This is a genomic window from Streptomyces sp. NPDC057617 (assembly GCF_042800555.1).
Lineage (GTDB): Bacteria > Actinomycetota > Actinomycetes > Streptomycetales > Streptomycetaceae > Streptomyces.
The window spans coordinates 661860-678848 of the sequence record NZ_JBHVGV010000002.1; the positions used below are offsets into that span (position 1 = coordinate 661860).

The window sequence follows — 16989 nt, forward strand, 5'->3', positions numbered from 1 at the left end:
GCCCCGTACGGACGGCCCCAGCGGTGCACAGAGGGACCCTTCCCGTACTGTCGTTCCATGCCACGCCGCACCGCGACGATGCTCGCCTCCACCCTCGTCCTTATCGCGCTGCTCTGCGCGGGTGTGCTCATCACAGTGCCGTATTCGGAAATGAGCCCCGGACCGACGGTGAACACCCTCGGTGACGCCGGTGGAGAACCGGTACTCCAGATCTCCGGTCACCAGACCTATCCGACCTCGGGCCATCTCAATATGACGACGGTCAGGGTCACCGGCGCGGACTACAAGATGAACATCGTCGAGGCGGTCTACGGCTGGCTGGCACACGACAGTGTCGTGGTGCCGCACGACACCCTGTATCCGGACGGCAAGACCGAGGAGCAGTCCACCCAGGAGAACGCCGAGGAGTTCAGCCAGTCCCAGGAGAGCGCCAAGGTTGCCGCCCTGAAGGAGCTGGACATCCCGGTCTCCTCGCGGACCGTCGTCTCCTCCGTCATCAAGGACGGAGCCGCCGAGGGCACGCTCCACGCGGGCGATGTGATCAAGCAGGTGGACGGTTCGCCGGTGCGCCAGCCCGCCGATGTGGCCCGGCTCGTCACCAAGCACAAGCCCGGCGAGGACGTCATCTTCAGCATCGTCCCTGCCGCGGAGGCCAAGAGGGCGGAGAAGGCGGGCAAGGAGCCCGGGGGCACCGAGCGGGTCACGGTGACCACGCAGAAGTCCGAGGACGGCGGCCGGGCGGTCGTCGGAATCCAGGCCGGGACCGACCACACCTTCCCGTTCAACGTCGACATCAAGCTCGCGGATGTGGGCGGGCCCAGCGCCGGGCTGATGTTCGCACTCGGCATTGTCGACAAACTCACGCCCGGCCCGCTCACGGGCGGCAAGTTCGTCGCCGGTACGGGCACGATCGACGACGAGGGACAGGTCGGGCCCATCGGGGGCATCGAGATGAAACTGGTCGGCGCGCGCGGCGCCGGCGCCGAATACTTCCTCACCCCGGAGCAGAACTGCGCGGCGGCCGCCTCCGACGTCCCCGACGGCCTCACCCTCGTCAAGGTGAAGACCATCGACGACGCCAGGAAGTCGCTGAACAGGATTCGCGACGGGGACACGGGCGGCCTGCCGACCTGCTCGGCAGGCTGACCGGCCCCCGCCCCCTGCGCCTCGAACGAACCCCCGCGCCTCGAACGGGCCGGCCCCCGGGGTCGGGCCGGTCCCCGGATTACGCCTCGAAGGTCGCCGCCAGCGCCTCCGCCAGCCCCGGCACCAGACCCGACCCGGTGAGCACCTCGCTCGGCGAGTCCTTCTCGCGCAGCCGCAGCGCCGACTCGCGGGCGCCGTCGCGCAGCACGGCGACCGTCATCCGTACCTCCTGACGCTCCGGATGGGCGGAGACCCACGAGGCGAGCCCGGCGTCGTCGAGCCCGTCCGGTACGGACGCCTCCGCCGAGGGCGGCAGCATCAGCCGTTCCACCGTCATCGCGCAGCCCGTCACCGCCCCGGGCCACGCGATGGTGGCGAGGAACTCGTCCAGCGGGGTGCCGGACGGGATCTCGTCCTGTTCGATCGGGGTGAGCGGCGCGACGGACCCGCCGTCGTCGAGCCCGAGCTGGGCCGCCAGCTCCGGTTCGTCGGTGCGCAGCCGCGCGGTGTCGACGAGCGCGAAGAGCCGGGCGGGCTGGTCCCAGCCGAGCCCCGACGCGTACTCGTCGATCTCGAGCACCGCGCGGGTCAGCGGGCCGGCGGCCATGGGAGTGCCTGAAGGAGTGACATTGGACATGGCCAATATCCTGCCTCCTCCGGACCCCGATGCGGGAACTAGGTAAAGCCTCAGTAAGTTGCATGAGTGGGCCCTTACGATCGCGGGGCCCAGCTTTACCCGCTGAGACACACGACCCGCTGAAATACACGACCGCGAACTTCGAGGTGCGCACGTTGGCTTTCCAGATGCCGGACCGCGGCGGAGGCCCGACCGGGCCACGGATCAGAGTGGGCCGGCCGTCCCGTCGCGCCCGGACCCTGCTCATGACGCTGGGGGTGCTGGCCGTGCTGGCCATGCTCTTCGTCATGTTCGCGGGGTTCTGGACCGACTGGCTCTGGTACCGCTCGGTGAGATATTCATCGGTTTTCACCACCACGCTCTGGACCAAGGCCGGCCTGTTCGCCGTCTTCGGGCTGGTGATGGCCCTCGCCGTCGGCCTGAACATCTGGCTGGCGCACCGGCTGCGCCCGCCGCTGAGCGCGATGTCCATGGAGCAGCAGAACCTCGACCGGTACCGGATGGGGATCGCCCCGTACAAGAAGTGGGTGCTCCTGGCGATCACCGCGCTGGTCGGGCTGATCGCCGGCGCCTCCGCCTCCGGCCAGTGGCGCACCTGGCTGATGTGGGTCAACGGAGTGCCGTTCGGGCAGAAGGACCCCGAGTTCAAGATGGACGTGTCGTTCTACGCGTTCGATCTTCCGTGGTACCGCTTTCTGCTCGCCTTCGGCTTCGCCGCCGCCGTGCTGTCACTGATCGCCGCCGCGCTGACCCACTATCTGTACGGAGGGCTGCGGATCACCAGCCCGGGCGCGCGCGCGACGGGCGCCGCCACCGGCCATCTGTCGGTGCTGATCGGCGTCTTCGTCTCGCTGAAGGCCGTGGCGTACTGGCTCGACCGGTACGGCCTGGCCGTGAAGTCCAGCGACTTCAAGGCGGCGGGGAACTGGACCGGGCTGCGGTATGTCGACGCCAACGCCTATCTCCCGGCGAAGACGATCCTCTTCTTCATCGCGGTCATCTGCGCCCTGCTGTTCTTCGCGACGCTCTGGCGGCGCACGTGGCAGCTTCCGGTGATCGGCTTCGGTCTGATGGTGCTGTCGGCGATCCTCATCGGCGGCCTCTACCCGGCGATCGTGCAGAAGTTCCAGGTCCAGCCGAACGAGCAGGCCAAGGAAGCGCCGTACATCAAGAAGAACATCGACGCGACGCGCGCTGCGTACGGCATCGACGACGCCGATGTGCAGGACTACGGCGGCAAGGGCGACCCGGAGAAGAAGTCCGACCAGCGCAAGGCGGCGGACTCCGCCGCCAGTTACCGGCTGGTCGACCCCAATGTGGTCTCGCCCGCGTTCCAGCAGCTTCAGCAGGAGCGTAAGTACTACCAGTTCCCGGCCACGCTGGACGTCGACCGGTACACCGGCACCGACGGCAAGCCGCAGGACACGGTGGTCGGTCTGCGCGAGCTGAACATCACGGGTATCCCGAAGCGCAACTGGATCAACGACCACTTCACGTACACACACGGGTACGGAGTGATCGCGTCCAAGGGCACCAACACGGTGACGGACGAGAACCAGGGCACGGTCGGCGCCCCCGACTTCACCGAGTCGGGACTGCCGACGACCGGCCAGCTCGACGAGGGGTACGAGCAGCGGATCTACTACGGCGAGAAGACCGAGCAGTACTCGATCGTGGGCGGTCCGCAGAAGGAGCTGGACTACGAGAAGAACGGCGAGAAGACCACCAGCTACGCGGGCCGGAGCGGAGTCGATCTCTCCAACCCGCTGAACCGCGCGGCGTACGCGGTGGCCTTCAGCGAGCCGCAGATGGTCTACTCCGGCGCCATCGGCGACGGTTCGCGGATCCTCTACAACCGCACGCCCAAGGAGCGCGTCGAGGCGGTCGCACCCTGGCTGACCATCGACGGCGACGCCTATCCCGCGGTGGTCGACGGCCGTATCAAGTGGATCATCGACGCGTACACGACGACGAACGGCTATCCGTACGCGTCCCGTACGACGCTCGGCGACACCACCGAGGACTCGCTGACCGACAACCAGCGCGCGGTCGTCGCCCAGCAGAACCAGGTCAACTACATCCGGAATTCGGTGAAGGCCACCGTCGACGCCTATGACGGCACGGTCAATCTGTACCAGTGGGACACCGAGGACCCGGTCCTCAAGACCTGGATGAAGGCCTTCCCCGGCACGGTGAAGGCGCGGGACCAGATCGATCCCGATCTGCTGGCCCATCTCCGCTACCCGCAGGACATCTTCAAGGTGCAGCGCGAGCTGCTCACCCGCTACCACGTCACCAACCCCGCGCAGTTCTACAGCGGCAGTGACGCGTGGCAGGTGCCGAGCGACCCGACCAACAAGGACAGCAGTGCGGTCCCGCCGTACTATCTGAGCCTCAAGATGCCCGGTCAGGACGATCAGAAGTTCTCGCTGACGACCACCTTCACGCCCAACGGGCGCCCGAATCTGGGCGCGTTCATGGCGGTGGACGCCGACGCCACCAGCACGGACTACGGCACGATCAGAGTCCTGAGAGTGACATCGACCGTCCAGGGCCCGCAGCAGGTGCAGAGCGAGCTGAACGGTGTGCCGGAAGTCGCCGAGTTCGTCAGGAACCTGAGAGGCACCGACTCGGACATCGAGTACGGCAATCTCCTCACCGTTCCGCTCGAAGGCGGCTTCCTCTACATCGAGCCGGTGTACGCGCGCGGCGGCACCGCCAACTATCCGCTGCTGAAGAAGGTGGCCGTCTCCTACGGAGGCAAGCCCGTCTTCAAGGACAGCCTGGCCGAGGCGCTCAACGCCGTGTTCGGCGAGGAGAGTTCCGAGCCGCCGACCTCGACGACACCGCCACCGACGGGCGAGACCAACCCGCCGCCGGCGACCGGTGACTCGCCGCTCCAGCAGGCCATCGCGGACGCGCAGAAGGCGTACAACGACGGCGAGGCGGCGCTCAAGGAGCAGGACTGGGCGGCGTACGGCAAGGCACAGGAGGCCCTCCAGGACGCCCTCCAGCGGGCCGCGGCCGCGGGCGGCGGCGGGACCGAAGGGACCGAAGGCGGAGGCGGCAACAGCGGCTGAGCAGGCATCACTCCACCCCGTGGTACGGTTGGGACACAACGACGCGGGGTGGAGCAGCTCGGTAGCTCGCTGGGCTCATAACCCAGAGGTCGCAGGTTCAAATCCTGTCCCCGCTACGCGAAGTCAAGGGCCCGGATCCAACAGGATCCGGGCCCTTGACGTATGCCCGCCGACCGCATCCGACCGAACTGCGTTTCAAGGCGTGGGAGTTGCGCCCGGGCGTGTTTGACTTGTCTCTCTGTGGGCATGTCGACAAAACGCTGAAGTGACCTTGCGGGTCGCGATATACCTGCTGTACGCGGGTGGCAGGTGGTGCGACGATGGAAATTATGGGGGATAGGACAACTCTGTTGGAGACAGGGCGGTTTGTGCAGCGCCATGCGGCGGACGCGGCCGATACCGCGAACGCCGCGGACTCTCTTGCTGCCACCAGCGCCCCGAGGACGGCCGGCCCGGAGGAGACCGCCGATGCCGAGACCGAGGCGCGCCACCGCCGCGCGGCCGACGCCGGGGACATCGCGTCGATGAGCGTGCTCGGCGCCCTGCTGCTGCGCCGCGGCGATCTCGACGGGGCCGAGGCGTATCTGCGGGCCGCGACCGCCGAGGGCGACCGCGCCGCCGCCAACAATCTGGGCGTGCTGCTGCATCAGCGCGGCTACCCGGAGGAGGCGGCCGGCTGGTGGCGTATCGCCGCCGTCGCCGGATCCGCCGCGGCGGCCCACGCACTCGGCCGCCACCACCGCGAGCTGGGCGACGAGCCGGCCGCGGAGTACTGGCTGCGCCAGTCCGCCGAGCAGGGCCATGCCCTCGGCGCCTATGCCCTCGCCGATCTGCTGGAGCACCGTGGCGACGCCGGGGCCGAGCAGTGGCTGCGGGCCGCCGCCGAGCAGGGGCACCGCGAAGCGGCGTACCGGCTCGCCCGGGCCCTGGAGCGTCGCGCCCGCGAGGCGGCACGCGCCGGAGCGGTCCACCGTGGTGCCGCCGGAGCGGTCCACCGTGGCGTCACGGGCGGCCACCGGACCGCAACGGGCAGGAGCGGCCCCCGTATCAGCGTCGACACGGGTACGCGTACGGGCGCACGCCTGCGTACAGGCACCGGCACCGGCATGGGTCCGGGCGCGGACTCCGACGCGCCCGGCGCCTCCCCGTCCTCGCTGCTCGGCGAGGCCGCCCAGTGGTACCGGCAGGCCGCCGCCCGCGGCCACCGCAGGGCCGCCCTGAACCTCGGCGCGATCCTGGAGAAGCGCGGCGAGCTGAAGGAGGCCGGCCGCTGGTATCTGACCTCCGCCAAGGACGGCGAGGCACGGGCCGCCTGCGCCCTCGGCTTCCTGCTGCGCGACGCCGGTGACGAGGAGAGCGCCGCCATCTGGTGGCTGCGCGCCGCACAGGAGGGCGACGGCAACGCGGCCAACGCCCTCGGCGCGCTCCACGCCGCCCGCGGCGAGCCGCAGACCGCCGAGCGCTGGTACCGCGCCGCGATGGACGCGGGCGATGTCAACGGCGCGTACAACCTCGGGCTGCTCTGCGCCGCCCAGGACCGTACCGTCCAGGCCGAGCAGTGGTACCGCCGCGCCGCCTACGCGGGCCACCGCGAGGCCGCCAACGCGCTCGCCGTCCTGCTGCTCCAGGCCGAGGACGCGACAGGGGCCGAGCCGTGGTTCTCCAAGGCCGCCGAGGCGGGCAGCGTGGACGCCGCGTTCAACCTGGGCATCCTGCACGCGGGCCGCGCGGACGACCGTACGGCGCTGCGCTGGTACGAGCGGGCCGCCGCCGCGGGCCACACCGAGGCGGCGCTCCAGGTCGGTATCGCCTGCCTGCGGGACGGCGACGAGCGGTCGGCCGAGCGCCATCTGCGCTGTGCCGCGGGCGGCGGCAGCGCCGAGGCCGCGTTCCGGCTGGCCACCCTGCTCGACTCGCGCAGGCCGCCGCCGGGACCGCCCGCGCTCGGCGAGCCGCACACGGTGAAGAGCGAGTGCGAGCAGTGGTACGAGCGGGCCGCCGAGCAGGGGCACCGCAGGGCCCAGGTGCGCGTCGGCATGCTCGCCGCCGCCCGCGGCGACATCGAGGACGCCGCGCGCTGGTACCGCGAGGCCGCCGAGGCGGGCAGCCGCAACGGCGCGTTCAACCTGGGACTGCTCCTCGCGCGCGAGGGCGGTGAGCGGGAGGCCGCCCAGTGGTGGGGCCGGGCCGCGCGGGACGGGCACGGCCGGGCCGCGCTGCGGCTGGCGCTGCTCGCCGCGCGCCGTGGCGAGCTGACCGAGGGCCAGCGCTGGTGCGCGCGCGCCGTCGAGCTGGGGCCGGCCGAGGTGGCGGAGCGCGCGGCACGGCTGCGCGAGGCGCTCCACCAGGAGCTGACGGCCTGACCGGTAAGGGATTTGCACCGCTCGGCGGGCGTGACGTAATGTTGCGTTCACCGACGCGGGGTGGAGCAGCTCGGTAGCTCGCTGGGCTCATAACCCAGAGGTCGCAGGTTCAAATCCTGTCCCCGCTACTGAAACCTGAGGCCCGGATCTCGAAAGAGTTCCGGGCCTCAGGCATTTTCGGATGTGCTCCGGCGGGCGTTTTCAGGAACCGGCAGGCGTTTTCAGGAAGAGGCGCAGTTCGGGCAGGTCCCTCTGTACGTCACCTCGACGTCCGAAACCGTGAAGCCGAAGCGCTCCGCGTCCGGCAGATCGGCCAGCGGATCGCCCGTGGGCCGGACATCACGGATCGTGCCGCACTGTGCGCAGACCAGGTGGTGGTGCGGCCGGTGCGCGTTCGGGTCGTACCGCTTGGCGCGGCGGTCCGTGGACACCTCCAGCACCTCACCGAGCATGACCATCTCGCCCAGGGTGTTGTAGACGGTCGCCCGCGAGATCTCCGGCAGCCGCGCGACGGCGCGCGCGTGCACCTCGTCGGCCGTGAGGTGGACATGGTCCCCGTCGAGGACCTCCGCGACAACACGTCGCTGCGCCGTCATGCGCCAGCCACGTCCGCGAAGCCGTTCCAACAGGTCACTCATGACGACAAGCCTAACAGTGAGGGGGCTCAGACACGAGCGTGTATGACTTTGGATGGATGCTTGACTTAGACAATGTCCATCGTAGGATCGATGACGGTACACGCCAAGGGACAGGACTGGCGGCAAATGACGCAGGAGGCACACGTGACGCAGGGACCGCTCACGACGGAGGCCGGGGCACCGGTAGCCGACAACCAGAACAGCGAGAGCGCGGGCGCCGGCGGTCCCGTGCTGGTCCAGGACCAGGCGCTGCTGGAGAAGCTCGCGCACTTCAACCGTGAGCGCATCCCGGAGCGCATCGTGCACGCGCGGGGCGCCGGGGCGTACGGCACGTTCACGGTGACCCGCGATGTCGCGCAGTGGACGCGCGCGGCGTTCCTCTCCGAGGTCGGCAAGCAGACCGAGACGTTTCTGCGCTTCTCCACCGTCGCGGGCAGCCTCGGCTCGGCCGACGCCGTGCGCGACCCGCGCGGTTTCGCGCTGAAGTTCTACACCGAAGAGGGCAATTACGACCTCGTCGGCAACAACACCCCGGTGTTCTTCATCAAGGACGCCATCAAGTTCCCCGACTTCATCCACACCCAGAAGCGCGACCCGTACACCGGCTCGCAGGAGGCGGACAACGTCTGGGACTTCTGGGGTCTTTCGCCCGAGTCCACCCACCAGGTCACCTGGCTCTTCGGCGACCGCGGCATCCCGGCGACGCTCCGCCACATGAACGGGTACGGCTCGCACACGTACCAGTGGAACAACGAGGCCGGTGAGGTCTTCTGGGTCAAGTACCACTTCAAGACCGACCAGGGCATCAAGAACCTGACCTCGGCCGAGGCCGCGGTGCTCGCGGGCGAGGACCCGGACTCGCACCAGCGCGATCTGCGCGAGTCCATCGAGCGCGGTGACTTCCCGTCCTGGACCGTGCAGGTGCAGATCATGCCGGCGGCCGAGGCGTCGGCGTACCGCTTCAACCCGTTCGACCTGACCAAGGTCTGGCCGCACGAGGACTATCCGCCGGTCGAGATCGGCAGGCTGGAGCTGAACCGCAACCCGGAGAACATCTTCGCCGAGGTCGAGCAGTCCATCTTCTCGCCGGCGCACTTCGTGCCGGGCATCGGTCCTTCCCCGGACAAGATGCTCCAGGGCCGGCTCTTCGCGTACGGCGACGCCCACCGCTACCGCGTCGGTATCAACGCCGACCATCTGCCGGTGAACCGCCCGCACGCGACCGAGGCGCGCAACCACAGCCGGGACGGCTTCCTGTACGACGGCCGTCACAAGGGCGCCAAGAACTACGAGCCGAACAGCTTCGGCGGCCCGTTCCAGACGGACAGGCCGCTCTGGCAGCCGGTCCCGGTCGGCGGCGCCACCGGCAACCACGAGGCGCCGGGCCACGCCGAGGACAATGACTTCGTCCAGGCCGGCAATCTCTACCGTCTGATGTCCGAGGACGAGAAGGGGCGGCTGATCGAGAACCTGGCCGGCTTCATCTCGAAGGTGTCACGCGACGACATCGCCGAGCGCGCGGTGAACAACTTCCGCCAGGCGGACGGTGACTTCGGCAAGCGGCTGGAGGCCGCGGTCCAGGCCCTGCGCGGCTGACGGTCCTCGCCGCGTCAGCCTCGGCCCTCGCCGCGTCAGCCTGCCAGGACCGCCGCCTCGCGCCGGTCCGGCGCCCAGCAGCGGATGATGTCGCGTACGGACACGATGCCGACCGGTTCATGGTCGTTGAGCACGATCAGATGGCGGAAGCCGCCGCTCGACATCGCCGCGGCGGCTTCCTCCAGCGTCCAGGACGGCGCGGCGAAGACGACATCGTTGGTGGTGTGGGTGCAGGCGGTCTCGGCGTCGGGGCTCTGGCCCGCACCGACCGAATTCAGGATGTCGCGTTCGGTGAGGATGCCGATACCGCAGTGGTCGGGGTCGAGGACGACGGCGGCACCGACGCGGCGGGCCGACATCAGCCGGGCCGCCTGGCGCAGCGTATGCGTGGGACCGATGGTCAGTACCACCGAACTCATGGCGTCACGGACGAGCATGGGGCGGGGACACCTCCTTGGGGAACCGTTTCGCAGGTCCCTCCGGCCGGTGAAGGACCTTGTGAGAAACAATTCACAAGTTCACAAGTGGGGGGACTTTCAGAGTGACACTCTTGCCCCGAGTCAACAAGGGGGCGGGGGAGGCGAGCGCGGGGGCGCGCGGAAAACCGACAAACGCCCCTCGGGTGGCCATGAGCGCCGGCAGCGGGACCTCGGCAGCGTTGATCAGTAACGCTGGTTGAGGTAGCCGAGCAGTTCCTCGTGCAGGATCCCGTTCGAGGCCGCCGCGTTGCCGCTGTGCGGGCCCGTCCGTCCGTCCAGACCCGTGAAGCTGCCGCCCGCCTCCTGGACGACGATCGTCGTCGCCGCCATGTCCCACAGGGACAGCTCCGGCTCCGCGCACATGTCCACCGAGCCCTCGGCGACCATCATGTACGGCCAGAAGTCGCCGTAGCCGCGGGTGCGCCAGCAGGCCCGGGTCAGATCGAGGAAGCCGTCGAGCCGCCCCTGCTCCTCCCAGCCGCTCAGCGAGGAGTACGCGAACGACGCGTCCCGGACCCGCGAGACCTTGGAGACCCGCAGCCGGGTCGCCGAGGAGAGGCTCCGGCCCGTATAGGCGCCCCCGCCCTTCGCCGCCCACCACCGCCGGCCCAGCGCGGGCGCCGACACCACGCCGACGACCGGCTCGTACCCGCCCTCGGCGGCCACCATCAGCGAGATCAGCGTGGCCCAGACGGGCACCCCGCGGACATAGTTCTTCGTACCGTCGATGGGGTCGATGACCCAGCGTCGCGGGCCGGTGCCCTCGATGCCGTACTCCTCGCCCAGGATCGCGTCCCGCGGCCGCGCCCGCTGGAGATTGCCACGGATCAGCTCCTCGGCCGCCTTGTCGGCCTCGGACACCGGGGTCATGTCCGGTTTGGTCTCGACCTTGAGGTCCAGGGCCTTGAAGCGGTCCATGGTCGCGGCGTCGGCGGCGTCCGCGAGGACATGGGCGAGACGCAGATCATCGTGGTAATCGGGCATGGTCGTCACAGTATCCACCGGGGGCGGGACCCGGCCACGGGACCCGTACCGGACAGGGCCTGGTGCCGCGACGGGGCGCACGCCGCCGGGAGGGGTACGAGAAGTCGCCAATGGCGAGCTGGCCCGCGCCGGGGGCCTTGACAGCCGTCGACAGCCCGTCAACTCTGAGCGCAGAGCCGCACGGCCCCGGAGGCGACGATGCCTACTGCGCGTGAAGCCCTACTTAACGCCGGTCTCTCGGCGCTCCGTGAGCTGCCCTGGTCGGCCGTCAGAATGGTCGATGTGGCCTCGGCCGCCGGAGTCTCCCGGCAGACCCTCTACAACGAGTTCGGCAGCAAGGAGGGGCTCGCCCGCGCCCTCCTGCGCCGCGAGGTCGATCTCTATCTGCGCGGGGTGGAGCGCCGGCTGAACGAGCGGGCGGACACCGTGGACCGGCTGGTCGGCATCGCCGAATGGACCGTCGCCGAGGCGCGGGCCAGACCCCTGCTGCGCGCGCTGCTCACCGGCTGCTGGGGGGAGTGGCTGCCCGCCCCGACTCCGGTACGGATCACCGCCCAGCCCTCCGGCGTACCTGCGCAGCGCCGGGCCGACGCGGGACCGCCCGCGACCGGCGATCTGGTCGCGCTCGTACGGGACAGATCCGCGGCGGCGCTGGCGCACAGCCGGATGGAACAGAGCCGCGCGGACCATCTGCGGCCCGGTGCCGGGCGGGCCGAGCTGCTCTACCGCTGCGAACTGGCCGTACGGCTGGCTCTCGCCCATCTCGTCGCGCCCGGCGGCGAATCCGTGGGCCCGCTGGTCCGTACCGCCGTCACCGCTCCGCTGCCCGTACCCCCGCCCGTACCGCTCAGTGCGCCGAGCCCGAGAGCTGGAGCCCGATGACTCCGACGATCACCAGGGAGATCGAGACGAGCTTGAGCGTGGACACCACATCGCCGAGGAAGACCATGCCGTAGATCGCCGTGCCCGCCGCGCCGATGCCCGTCCAGACCGCGTAGGCAGGACCGACGTCGAGCTTTTTCAGAGAGAGCGTCAGCAGACCGAAGCTGCCGAGGGCGAACGCGGCGAAGGCGACGGTCGGCCAGAGCCTGGTGAAGCCGTGGGAGAGCTTGAGACAGACCGCGAACCCCGTCTCCAGGATTCCGGCGACGACCACCAGCAGCCACGCCATGTCAAAGGCCTCCCCGTGTCCGTGACTGCTTCACGACCGCTGGCCGCCCTGTCCGGCCGGACGTGATTATGCCCTTACCAGCACCGGGGGATCGCAAACGTGTGCGCGTCAGTCGCCTTCGCGCCGCTCACGCGTGGCCAGAAGCCGCCGCAGTGAGTAGAGCCGGGCCGGGTCGGCGTGCCCCTCGGCCACCCACGCGTCGAGCGCGCAGTCCGGTTCGTCATGGCCGCAGGCCCGGGGGCAGTCCTCCGTACCGGGCACCAGATCGGGGAAGGCGAGGATGACCCGGGACGGATCGACATGGTGCAGTCCGAAGGAGCGGATGCCCGGGGTGTCGATCACCCAGCCGTCGCCCTTCTCCAGCGGCAGCGCCAGCGCGGAGGTGGTGGTGTGCCGGCCGCGGCCGGTCACCGCGTTGACAAGGCCGGTGCTACGGCGGCGCTCCTCCGGTACGAGGGCGTTGACCAGGGTCGTTTTGCCGACGCCGGAGTGGCCGACGAAGGCGGTGACCCGCCCGTCGAGATACTCCCGTACGAGATCGGCCGCGTAGCCGCTCGCCAACTCGTCGCGGCGGGTGACCACATGACGGATATCGAGGGCGCGGTAGGTCTCCAGCAGTTCGTCAGGCGCGGCCAGATCGGACTTGGTCAGTACGAGCAGCGGCTCCAGCCCGCCGTCGAACGCCGCGACCAGACAGCGGTCGATCAGCCGGGGGCGCGGCTCGGGATCGGCGAGCGCGGTGACGACGGCCAACTGGTCGGCGTTGGCGACCACTACGCGCTCGTACGGATCGTCGTCGTCCGCCGTGCGCCGCAGCACCGAGCTGCGCTTCTCGATCCGTACGATCCGCGCCAGGGTGTCCTTCTTGCCCGACAGATCACCGACCAGACCGACCCGGTCGCCCACCACGGCCGCCTTGCGGCCCAGTTCGCGCGCCTTCATCGCCAGTACGGTCCGGTCCTCGACGAGACAGGTGAGCCGGCCGCGGTCCACGGTCAGGACCATGCCCTCCGAGGCGTCCTCGTGCTTGGGGCGGATATGCGTACGCGGCCTGTTGCCCTTGGGGTTGGGGCGGGTGCGGATGTCGTCCTCGTCGGGGTTCTTGCCGTAGCGCCGCATGCCGTCAGGCTCCCGCTCCCGCGAGCATGTCGGTCCACATCCGTGGGAAGTCGGGCAGCGTCTTGGCGGTCGTCGCGACGTTCTCGATCCGTACCCCTTCGACGGCCAGGCCGATGACCGAGCCCGCCGTGGCCATACGGTGGTCGTCGTACGTGTGGAACACCCCGCCGTGCAGCGGGCGCGGGCGGATGTGCAGACCGTCCGCGGTCTCGGTGACATCACCGCCCAGCTCGTTGATCTCCTTGGTGAGCGCGGCCAGCCGGTCCGTCTCGTGGAGCCGCAGATGGGCGACTCCCCGCAGGGTCGAGGGCGAGTCCGCGAGCGCGGCCACGGCCGCGATACCGGGGGTCAGCTCGCCGACCTCGCTCAGATCGACGTCGATGCCATGGATCGCGCCGGTGCCCCGGAAGGTGAGACAGGTGCCCTCAGCCGTCATGTGGAACTCGCAGGAACCCCCCATCTCGGTGAAGATCTGGCGCAGTGCGTCACCTGGCTGTGTGGTGCGCTCGGGCCAGTCCGGGACGGTGACCCGGCCGCCGGTGACCAGCGCGGCGGCCAGGAACGGCTGGGCGTTGGAGAGATCGGGCTCCACGGTCAGATCGCGGCCGAGCAGTGCGCTGGGGGAGACCCGCCAGACATTCGGCTCGCCGCCGGTCTCCGGCTCGTCGACCTGGGCGCCGACCGCGCGCAGCATGTCCACGGTCATCCGGATGTGCGGCATGGACGGCAGGACCTTGCCCACATGGCGGACCTCCACGCCCTGGTTGAAGCGCGCCCCCGAGAGCAGCAGCGCGGAGACGAACTGGGAGGACGCCGAGGCGTCGATCTCCACCGCGCCGCCGTCCAGCGCGCCGCCGCCGTGCACGGTCAGCGGGAGCGAGCCGCGGTTGTCGTCGTCGATCCGGGCGCCGAGGGCGCGCAGGGCGTGGATGACGCTGTGCAGCGGGCGCTCGTACGAGCGGGGGTCGCCGTCGAATCGTACGGTGCCGTCGGCGAGCGTCGCGACGGGCGGCAGGAAGCGCATCACCGTACCGGCGTTGCCGACATCGACGGTCGCGGGGCCGTGCAGACCGGACGGGATCACCCGCCACGCCTCGCCGCCCGGGGCGGGGACACCCGCGGCGGTGGAGCTGGAGGACAGGGTCTCCTCGATGCCGACGCCCATGGCGCGCAGGGCCTCGGCCATCAGCAGGGTGTCGCGGGAGCGCAGTGGGTGGCGCAGCCAGCCGGGCTCGGCGGCCAGCGCGGCGAGGACCAGACCGCGGTTGGTGACCGACTTGGATCCGGGCACGGTGACCGTCGCTTCGACGGCCCCGCGCGCGTAGGGGGCGGGCCAGAGGGCGGGCTGCACGGAGCTTTCGGTCATGGCCATCACTTTAGTGGTTCGTGACCGACCCGGATCCTGATCAAATGTGGCGAAACCAGGGCGTAACGAGAAGGTGATAGACGGTGCACAGGGCGGTTACCAGCCCAGTAGCCAGCGCCCGCCGCCGATGAGCGAGCAGAGCGAGACGGTGTGGAAGAGGAACAGCCACAGCACCGGCGGCACCCGCGTCAGCCGCCCGAGCTGGTCGGCGTCCGAATCCCCGGCACCCCCGTAGCGGCGCTTGGACTGAAGCTCGAACGCCGGGCGCACGCCCCCGAGCAGCAGAAACCAGACAGCGGTGTACGCGAACGCCGACTGGACGTCCGGCCCGGTCAGCCAGGAGATCAGCAGGAACGCCGCCCCCGTGACGATCACGGTGAGCGCCCCGTACGCGTTCCGGATCATCACCAGCATCGCGAGCAGCAGCGCCGTCGCCAGCCACAGCAGCAGCGTGATGTGGTGCGCGGAGAGCAGCCAGGCACCGCCGAGACCGAGCAGCGGGGGAGCGGTGTATCCGGCCGCCGCGGTGAGGATCATGCCCGGCCCGGTGGGTCTGCCGCGGCTGACGGTCAGGCCCGAGGTGTCCGAGTGCAGCCGTATCCCGTCCAGCCGCCGCCCGGTGACCAGGGCTATCAGCCCGTGGCCGCCCTCGTGCGCGATGGTGATCGCGTTACGGGACACCCGCCAGACCGGTCGCGGTACGACCGCGAGAAGCGCTGCGGCGGCGGCCACGCCCACCAGCCAGCTCTCCGGGGCGGGCTGGGTGCCGAAGACGCGGTCCCACAGATCGGCGAGAGAGGTCGAGTCGATGCTGGCCATTTCTCGGGCGGCTCCTCAACTGGGTTTGCGTCGTGGCAGTGTGGCATTTATGTGCGGACGGTATGCGGCGAGCCGGAGACCCGAAGATCTTCAGGGACTCTTCGGCATAGAGAAATGGGAGCCCGAGGAGACCCTCGCTCCCGACTGGAACGTGGCCCCGACCAAGGAGGTCTACGCGGTACTGGAGCGTCCGGTACGCCCGGCGTCCCCGGAGGAAGACGCGGCGGGGGCCGGTCCGGTTCGTCAGCTCCGCAGGCTGAAATGGGGGCTCGTGCCGTCCTGGGCCAAGACCCCCGAGGGCGCGGCCCGGATGATCAACGCGCGGGCCGAGACCGTGCACGAGAAGCCGTCGTTCCGCAGGCCCTTCCTCGCCCGGCGCTGCATCCTGCCGGCCGACGGCTACTACGAGTGGGTCACCGGCTCCGACGAGCGGAAGCTGGAGGAGAAGGGCAAGAAGAAGCGGCCCCGCAAGCAGCCCTACTTCGTGACGCCCGCCGACGGGTCGGTCATGGCCATGGCCGGGCTGTACGAGTTCTGGCGCGACCGGACCCTGCCGGACGAGCACCCGCTGGCCTGGTGGGCGACCTGCTCGGTGATCACCACCGAGGCGGAGAAGACACCGCTGGCGGTGGCCCCGGCCGAGGGGCCCGGGTCGCTGGCCGACATCCACCCCCGGATGCCGCTGATGCTGACCCCGGACCGCTGGGACGCCTGGCTGGACCCGGCCCGTACGGACCCCGACGAGCTGCGGGAGCTGCTGGCGCCGCCGCCGGCCGGGCTGATGCGGGCGTATCCGGTGACGACGGCGGTCAGCAATGTCCGCAACAACGGGCCTGAGCTGCTGGAGGAGCTGGCGGCGCCGGAGGAGAGCACGCTCTTCTGAGGGCCTGACGGGTTCTGGGGGCCCGACGGGCGCGCGCCGGGGTGCGCGGCAGGATGGGCCTGTGACGAGCGAGACGAGCGAACCGAAGCGAGAGACCGTCGGGACCCCGGCCGGGGACGCCCGGATCACCTGGTACGCGGCGGAGCGGCCCCGGCTCGTGCTCGCCGCCGGCCATGGCGCAGGCGGCGGGATCGAGGCACCCGACCTGCGCGCCCTCGCCGCCGCGCTGCCCCCGCTCGGGGTGACCGTCGCCCTGGTGGAGCAGCCCTGGCGGGTGGCCGGCAAGAAGCTGGCGCCCGCGCCCAGGACTCTGGACACCGGCTGGCGGGCGCTCTGGCCCGCGCTGGAGAAGCCGGGGCTGCCCGTCGTCGCGGGCGGCCGGAGCGCCGGGGCGCGGGTGGCCTGCCGTACGGCGCGCGAACTGGGCGCGCACTCCGTACTCGCCCTGAGCTTTCCACTGCATCCACCGGGCCGGCCGGAGAAGTCACGGGCCGCGGAGCTGCTGGAATCCGGGGTGCCCACGCTGGTCGTCCAGGGCGGCAACGACACCTTCGGGAAGCCCGCCGAGTTCCCGGAGGGCTCGTACACCCTGCTGGAGGTGCCGTACGGCGACCATGGCCTCGCCGTACCCAAGAGGGCGCCCCTCTCCCAGGAGGAGGCCCTGACGATCCTCACCGAAGGGGTCGCGGCCTGGCTCCCCGATTAGGC

Annotated in this window: 15 protein-coding genes and 2 tRNA genes; 9 read left to right on the forward strand and 8 right to left on the reverse strand. The window is 70.4% G+C overall.

Annotated features, from left to right (window positions below):
- The first annotated feature begins 57 nt into the window (after nt 1-57).
- Nucleotides 58-1146 carry a PDZ domain-containing protein gene (locus tag ACFU9P_RS08520; protein WP_376381734.1) on the forward strand — a complete coding sequence of 363 codons (1089 nt, stop codon included), beginning with the start codon at nt 58-60 and terminating at the stop codon, nt 1144-1146.
- Nucleotides 1147-1225: 79 nt separating this feature from the next.
- Here ACFU9P_RS08520 and ACFU9P_RS08525 read toward each other — a convergent pair whose 3' ends face one another.
- On the reverse strand, nt 1226-1783 hold the full coding sequence (locus ACFU9P_RS08525) for a PPA1309 family protein (RefSeq protein WP_376381736.1): 558 nt from the start codon (nt 1781-1783) through the stop codon (nt 1226-1228).
- A gap of 167 nt (nt 1784-1950) precedes the next feature.
- On the opposite strand from ACFU9P_RS08525, the gene ACFU9P_RS08530 reads away from it, so the two are divergent.
- From ACFU9P_RS08530 to ACFU9P_RS08545, 4 genes are all read left to right on the forward strand, one after another.
- A complete protein-coding gene (locus ACFU9P_RS08530; RefSeq protein WP_384078385.1) occupies nt 1951-4863 on the forward strand; it encodes a UPF0182 family protein in 2913 nt (970 codons plus the stop codon).
- Between the two features lie 42 nt (nt 4864-4905).
- Nucleotides 4906-4979 (forward strand) — tRNA-Met (locus ACFU9P_RS08535).
- A 204-nt stretch (nt 4980-5183) separates the two neighbouring features.
- Nucleotides 5184-7226 carry a tetratricopeptide repeat protein gene (locus ACFU9P_RS08540; RefSeq protein ID WP_384078307.1) on the forward strand — a complete coding sequence of 681 codons (2043 nt, stop codon included), beginning with the start codon at nt 5184-5186 and terminating at the stop codon, nt 7224-7226.
- A gap of 54 nt (nt 7227-7280) precedes the next feature.
- Nucleotides 7281-7354: transfer RNA gene (locus tag ACFU9P_RS08545), tRNA-Met, on the forward strand.
- A gap of 93 nt (nt 7355-7447) precedes the next feature.
- Here the strand turns inward: ACFU9P_RS08545 and ACFU9P_RS08550 are convergent.
- Nucleotides 7448-7864 (reverse strand): Fur family transcriptional regulator, encoded by a 417-nt coding sequence (locus tag ACFU9P_RS08550; RefSeq protein ID WP_376381740.1) that lies wholly within the window; start codon nt 7862-7864, stop codon nt 7448-7450.
- A gap of 144 nt (nt 7865-8008) precedes the next feature.
- Here ACFU9P_RS08550 and ACFU9P_RS08555 point away from each other — a divergent pair, with 144 nt between their 5' ends.
- Nucleotides 8009-9460 carry a catalase gene (locus ACFU9P_RS08555; protein WP_384078308.1) on the forward strand — a complete coding sequence of 484 codons (1452 nt, stop codon included), beginning with the start codon at nt 8009-8011 and terminating at the stop codon, nt 9458-9460.
- A gap of 35 nt (nt 9461-9495) precedes the next feature.
- On the opposite strand, the gene ACFU9P_RS08560 is transcribed toward ACFU9P_RS08555, so the two are convergent.
- Together ACFU9P_RS08560 and hisN are read right to left on the reverse strand one after the other, a co-directional pair.
- The gene (locus ACFU9P_RS08560) at nt 9496-9897 is read right to left on the reverse strand and encodes a cyclic nucleotide-binding/CBS domain-containing protein (RefSeq protein WP_376381743.1); all 402 of its coding nucleotides are present in this window, start codon (nt 9895-9897) and stop codon (nt 9496-9498) included.
- A 225-nt stretch (nt 9898-10122) separates the two neighbouring features.
- Nucleotides 10123-10923 (reverse strand): histidinol-phosphatase, encoded by an 801-nt coding sequence (hisN, locus tag ACFU9P_RS08565; RefSeq protein ID WP_384078309.1) that lies wholly within the window; start codon nt 10921-10923, stop codon nt 10123-10125.
- A gap of 198 nt (nt 10924-11121) precedes the next feature.
- On the opposite strand from hisN, the gene ACFU9P_RS08570 reads away from it, so the two are divergent.
- Nucleotides 11122-11805: a TetR/AcrR family transcriptional regulator gene (locus tag ACFU9P_RS08570; protein WP_384078310.1), complete on the forward strand. Its 684-nt coding sequence runs from the start codon at nt 11122-11124 to the stop codon at nt 11803-11805.
- Here the strand turns inward: ACFU9P_RS08570 and ACFU9P_RS08575 are convergent.
- From ACFU9P_RS08575 to ACFU9P_RS08590, 4 genes are all read right to left on the reverse strand, one after another.
- Nucleotides 11771-12094 carry a DMT family transporter gene (locus ACFU9P_RS08575; RefSeq protein WP_376381749.1) on the reverse strand — a complete coding sequence of 108 codons (324 nt, stop codon included), beginning with the start codon at nt 12092-12094 and terminating at the stop codon, nt 11771-11773. The genes ACFU9P_RS08570 and ACFU9P_RS08575 overlap by 35 nt on opposite strands.
- Before the next feature lie 108 nt (nt 12095-12202).
- Nucleotides 12203-13213, reverse strand: a complete 1011-nt coding sequence (gene rsgA / locus ACFU9P_RS08580; protein ID WP_376381750.1) for a ribosome small subunit-dependent GTPase A — start codon at nt 13211-13213, stop codon at nt 12203-12205.
- A 4-nt stretch (nt 13214-13217) separates the two neighbouring features.
- Nucleotides 13218-14579: a 3-phosphoshikimate 1-carboxyvinyltransferase gene (gene aroA / locus ACFU9P_RS08585; protein ID WP_376381752.1), complete on the reverse strand. Its 1362-nt coding sequence runs from the start codon at nt 14577-14579 to the stop codon at nt 13218-13220.
- 96 nt (nt 14580-14675) lie between these two features.
- Complete coding sequence (locus tag ACFU9P_RS08590; RefSeq protein ID WP_376381881.1) at nt 14676-15389, reverse strand: M50 family metallopeptidase; 714 nt, start codon at nt 15387-15389, stop codon at nt 14676-14678.
- Between the two features lie 58 nt (nt 15390-15447).
- Here ACFU9P_RS08590 and ACFU9P_RS08595 point away from each other — a divergent pair, with 58 nt between their 5' ends.
- Together ACFU9P_RS08595 and ACFU9P_RS08600 are read left to right on the forward strand one after the other, a co-directional pair.
- Entirely contained in the window at nt 15448-16281 is an 834-nt protein-coding gene (locus tag ACFU9P_RS08595; protein ID WP_384078311.1) for an SOS response-associated peptidase, read from the forward strand.
- A gap of 61 nt (nt 16282-16342) precedes the next feature.
- Nucleotides 16343-16987 carry an alpha/beta family hydrolase gene (locus ACFU9P_RS08600; protein WP_384078312.1) on the forward strand — a complete coding sequence of 215 codons (645 nt, stop codon included), beginning with the start codon at nt 16343-16345 and terminating at the stop codon, nt 16985-16987.
- The last annotated feature ends 2 nt before the right edge of the window (nt 16988-16989 follow it).

Excerpts from the sequence above, each read along its gene's own strand:
- ACFU9P_RS08560 (WP_376381743.1), bottom strand. The coding sequence starts at position 9,897 with ATGCTCGTCCGTGACGCCATGAGTTCGGTGGTACTGACCATCGGTCCC.
- ACFU9P_RS08550 (WP_376381740.1), bottom strand. The coding sequence starts at position 7,864 with ATGAGTGACCTGTTGGAACGGCTTCGCGGACGTGGCTGGCGCATGACG.
- ACFU9P_RS08595 (WP_384078311.1), top strand. The coding sequence starts at position 15,448 with ATGTGCGGACGGTATGCGGCGAGCCGGAGACCCGAAGATCTTCAGGGA.
- aroA (WP_376381752.1), bottom strand. The coding sequence starts at position 14,579 with ATGACCGAAAGCTCCGTGCAGCCCGCCCTCTGGCCCGCCCCCTACGCG.
- ACFU9P_RS08540 (WP_384078307.1), top strand. The coding sequence starts at position 5,184 with ATGGAAATTATGGGGGATAGGACAACTCTGTTGGAGACAGGGCGGTTT.
- ACFU9P_RS08570 (WP_384078310.1), top strand. The coding sequence starts at position 11,122 with ATGCCTACTGCGCGTGAAGCCCTACTTAACGCCGGTCTCTCGGCGCTC.
- ACFU9P_RS08520 (WP_376381734.1), top strand. The coding sequence starts at position 58 with ATGCCACGCCGCACCGCGACGATGCTCGCCTCCACCCTCGTCCTTATC.
- rsgA (WP_376381750.1), bottom strand. The coding sequence starts at position 13,213 with ATGCGGCGCTACGGCAAGAACCCCGACGAGGACGACATCCGCACCCGC.
- hisN (WP_384078309.1), bottom strand. The coding sequence starts at position 10,923 with ATGCCCGATTACCACGATGATCTGCGTCTCGCCCATGTCCTCGCGGAC.
- ACFU9P_RS08575 (WP_376381749.1), bottom strand. The coding sequence starts at position 12,094 with ATGGCGTGGCTGCTGGTGGTCGTCGCCGGAATCCTGGAGACGGGGTTC.
- ACFU9P_RS08530 (WP_384078385.1), top strand. The coding sequence starts at position 1,951 with ATGCCGGACCGCGGCGGAGGCCCGACCGGGCCACGGATCAGAGTGGGC.
- ACFU9P_RS08525 (WP_376381736.1), bottom strand. The coding sequence starts at position 1,783 with ATGTCCAATGTCACTCCTTCAGGCACTCCCATGGCCGCCGGCCCGCTG.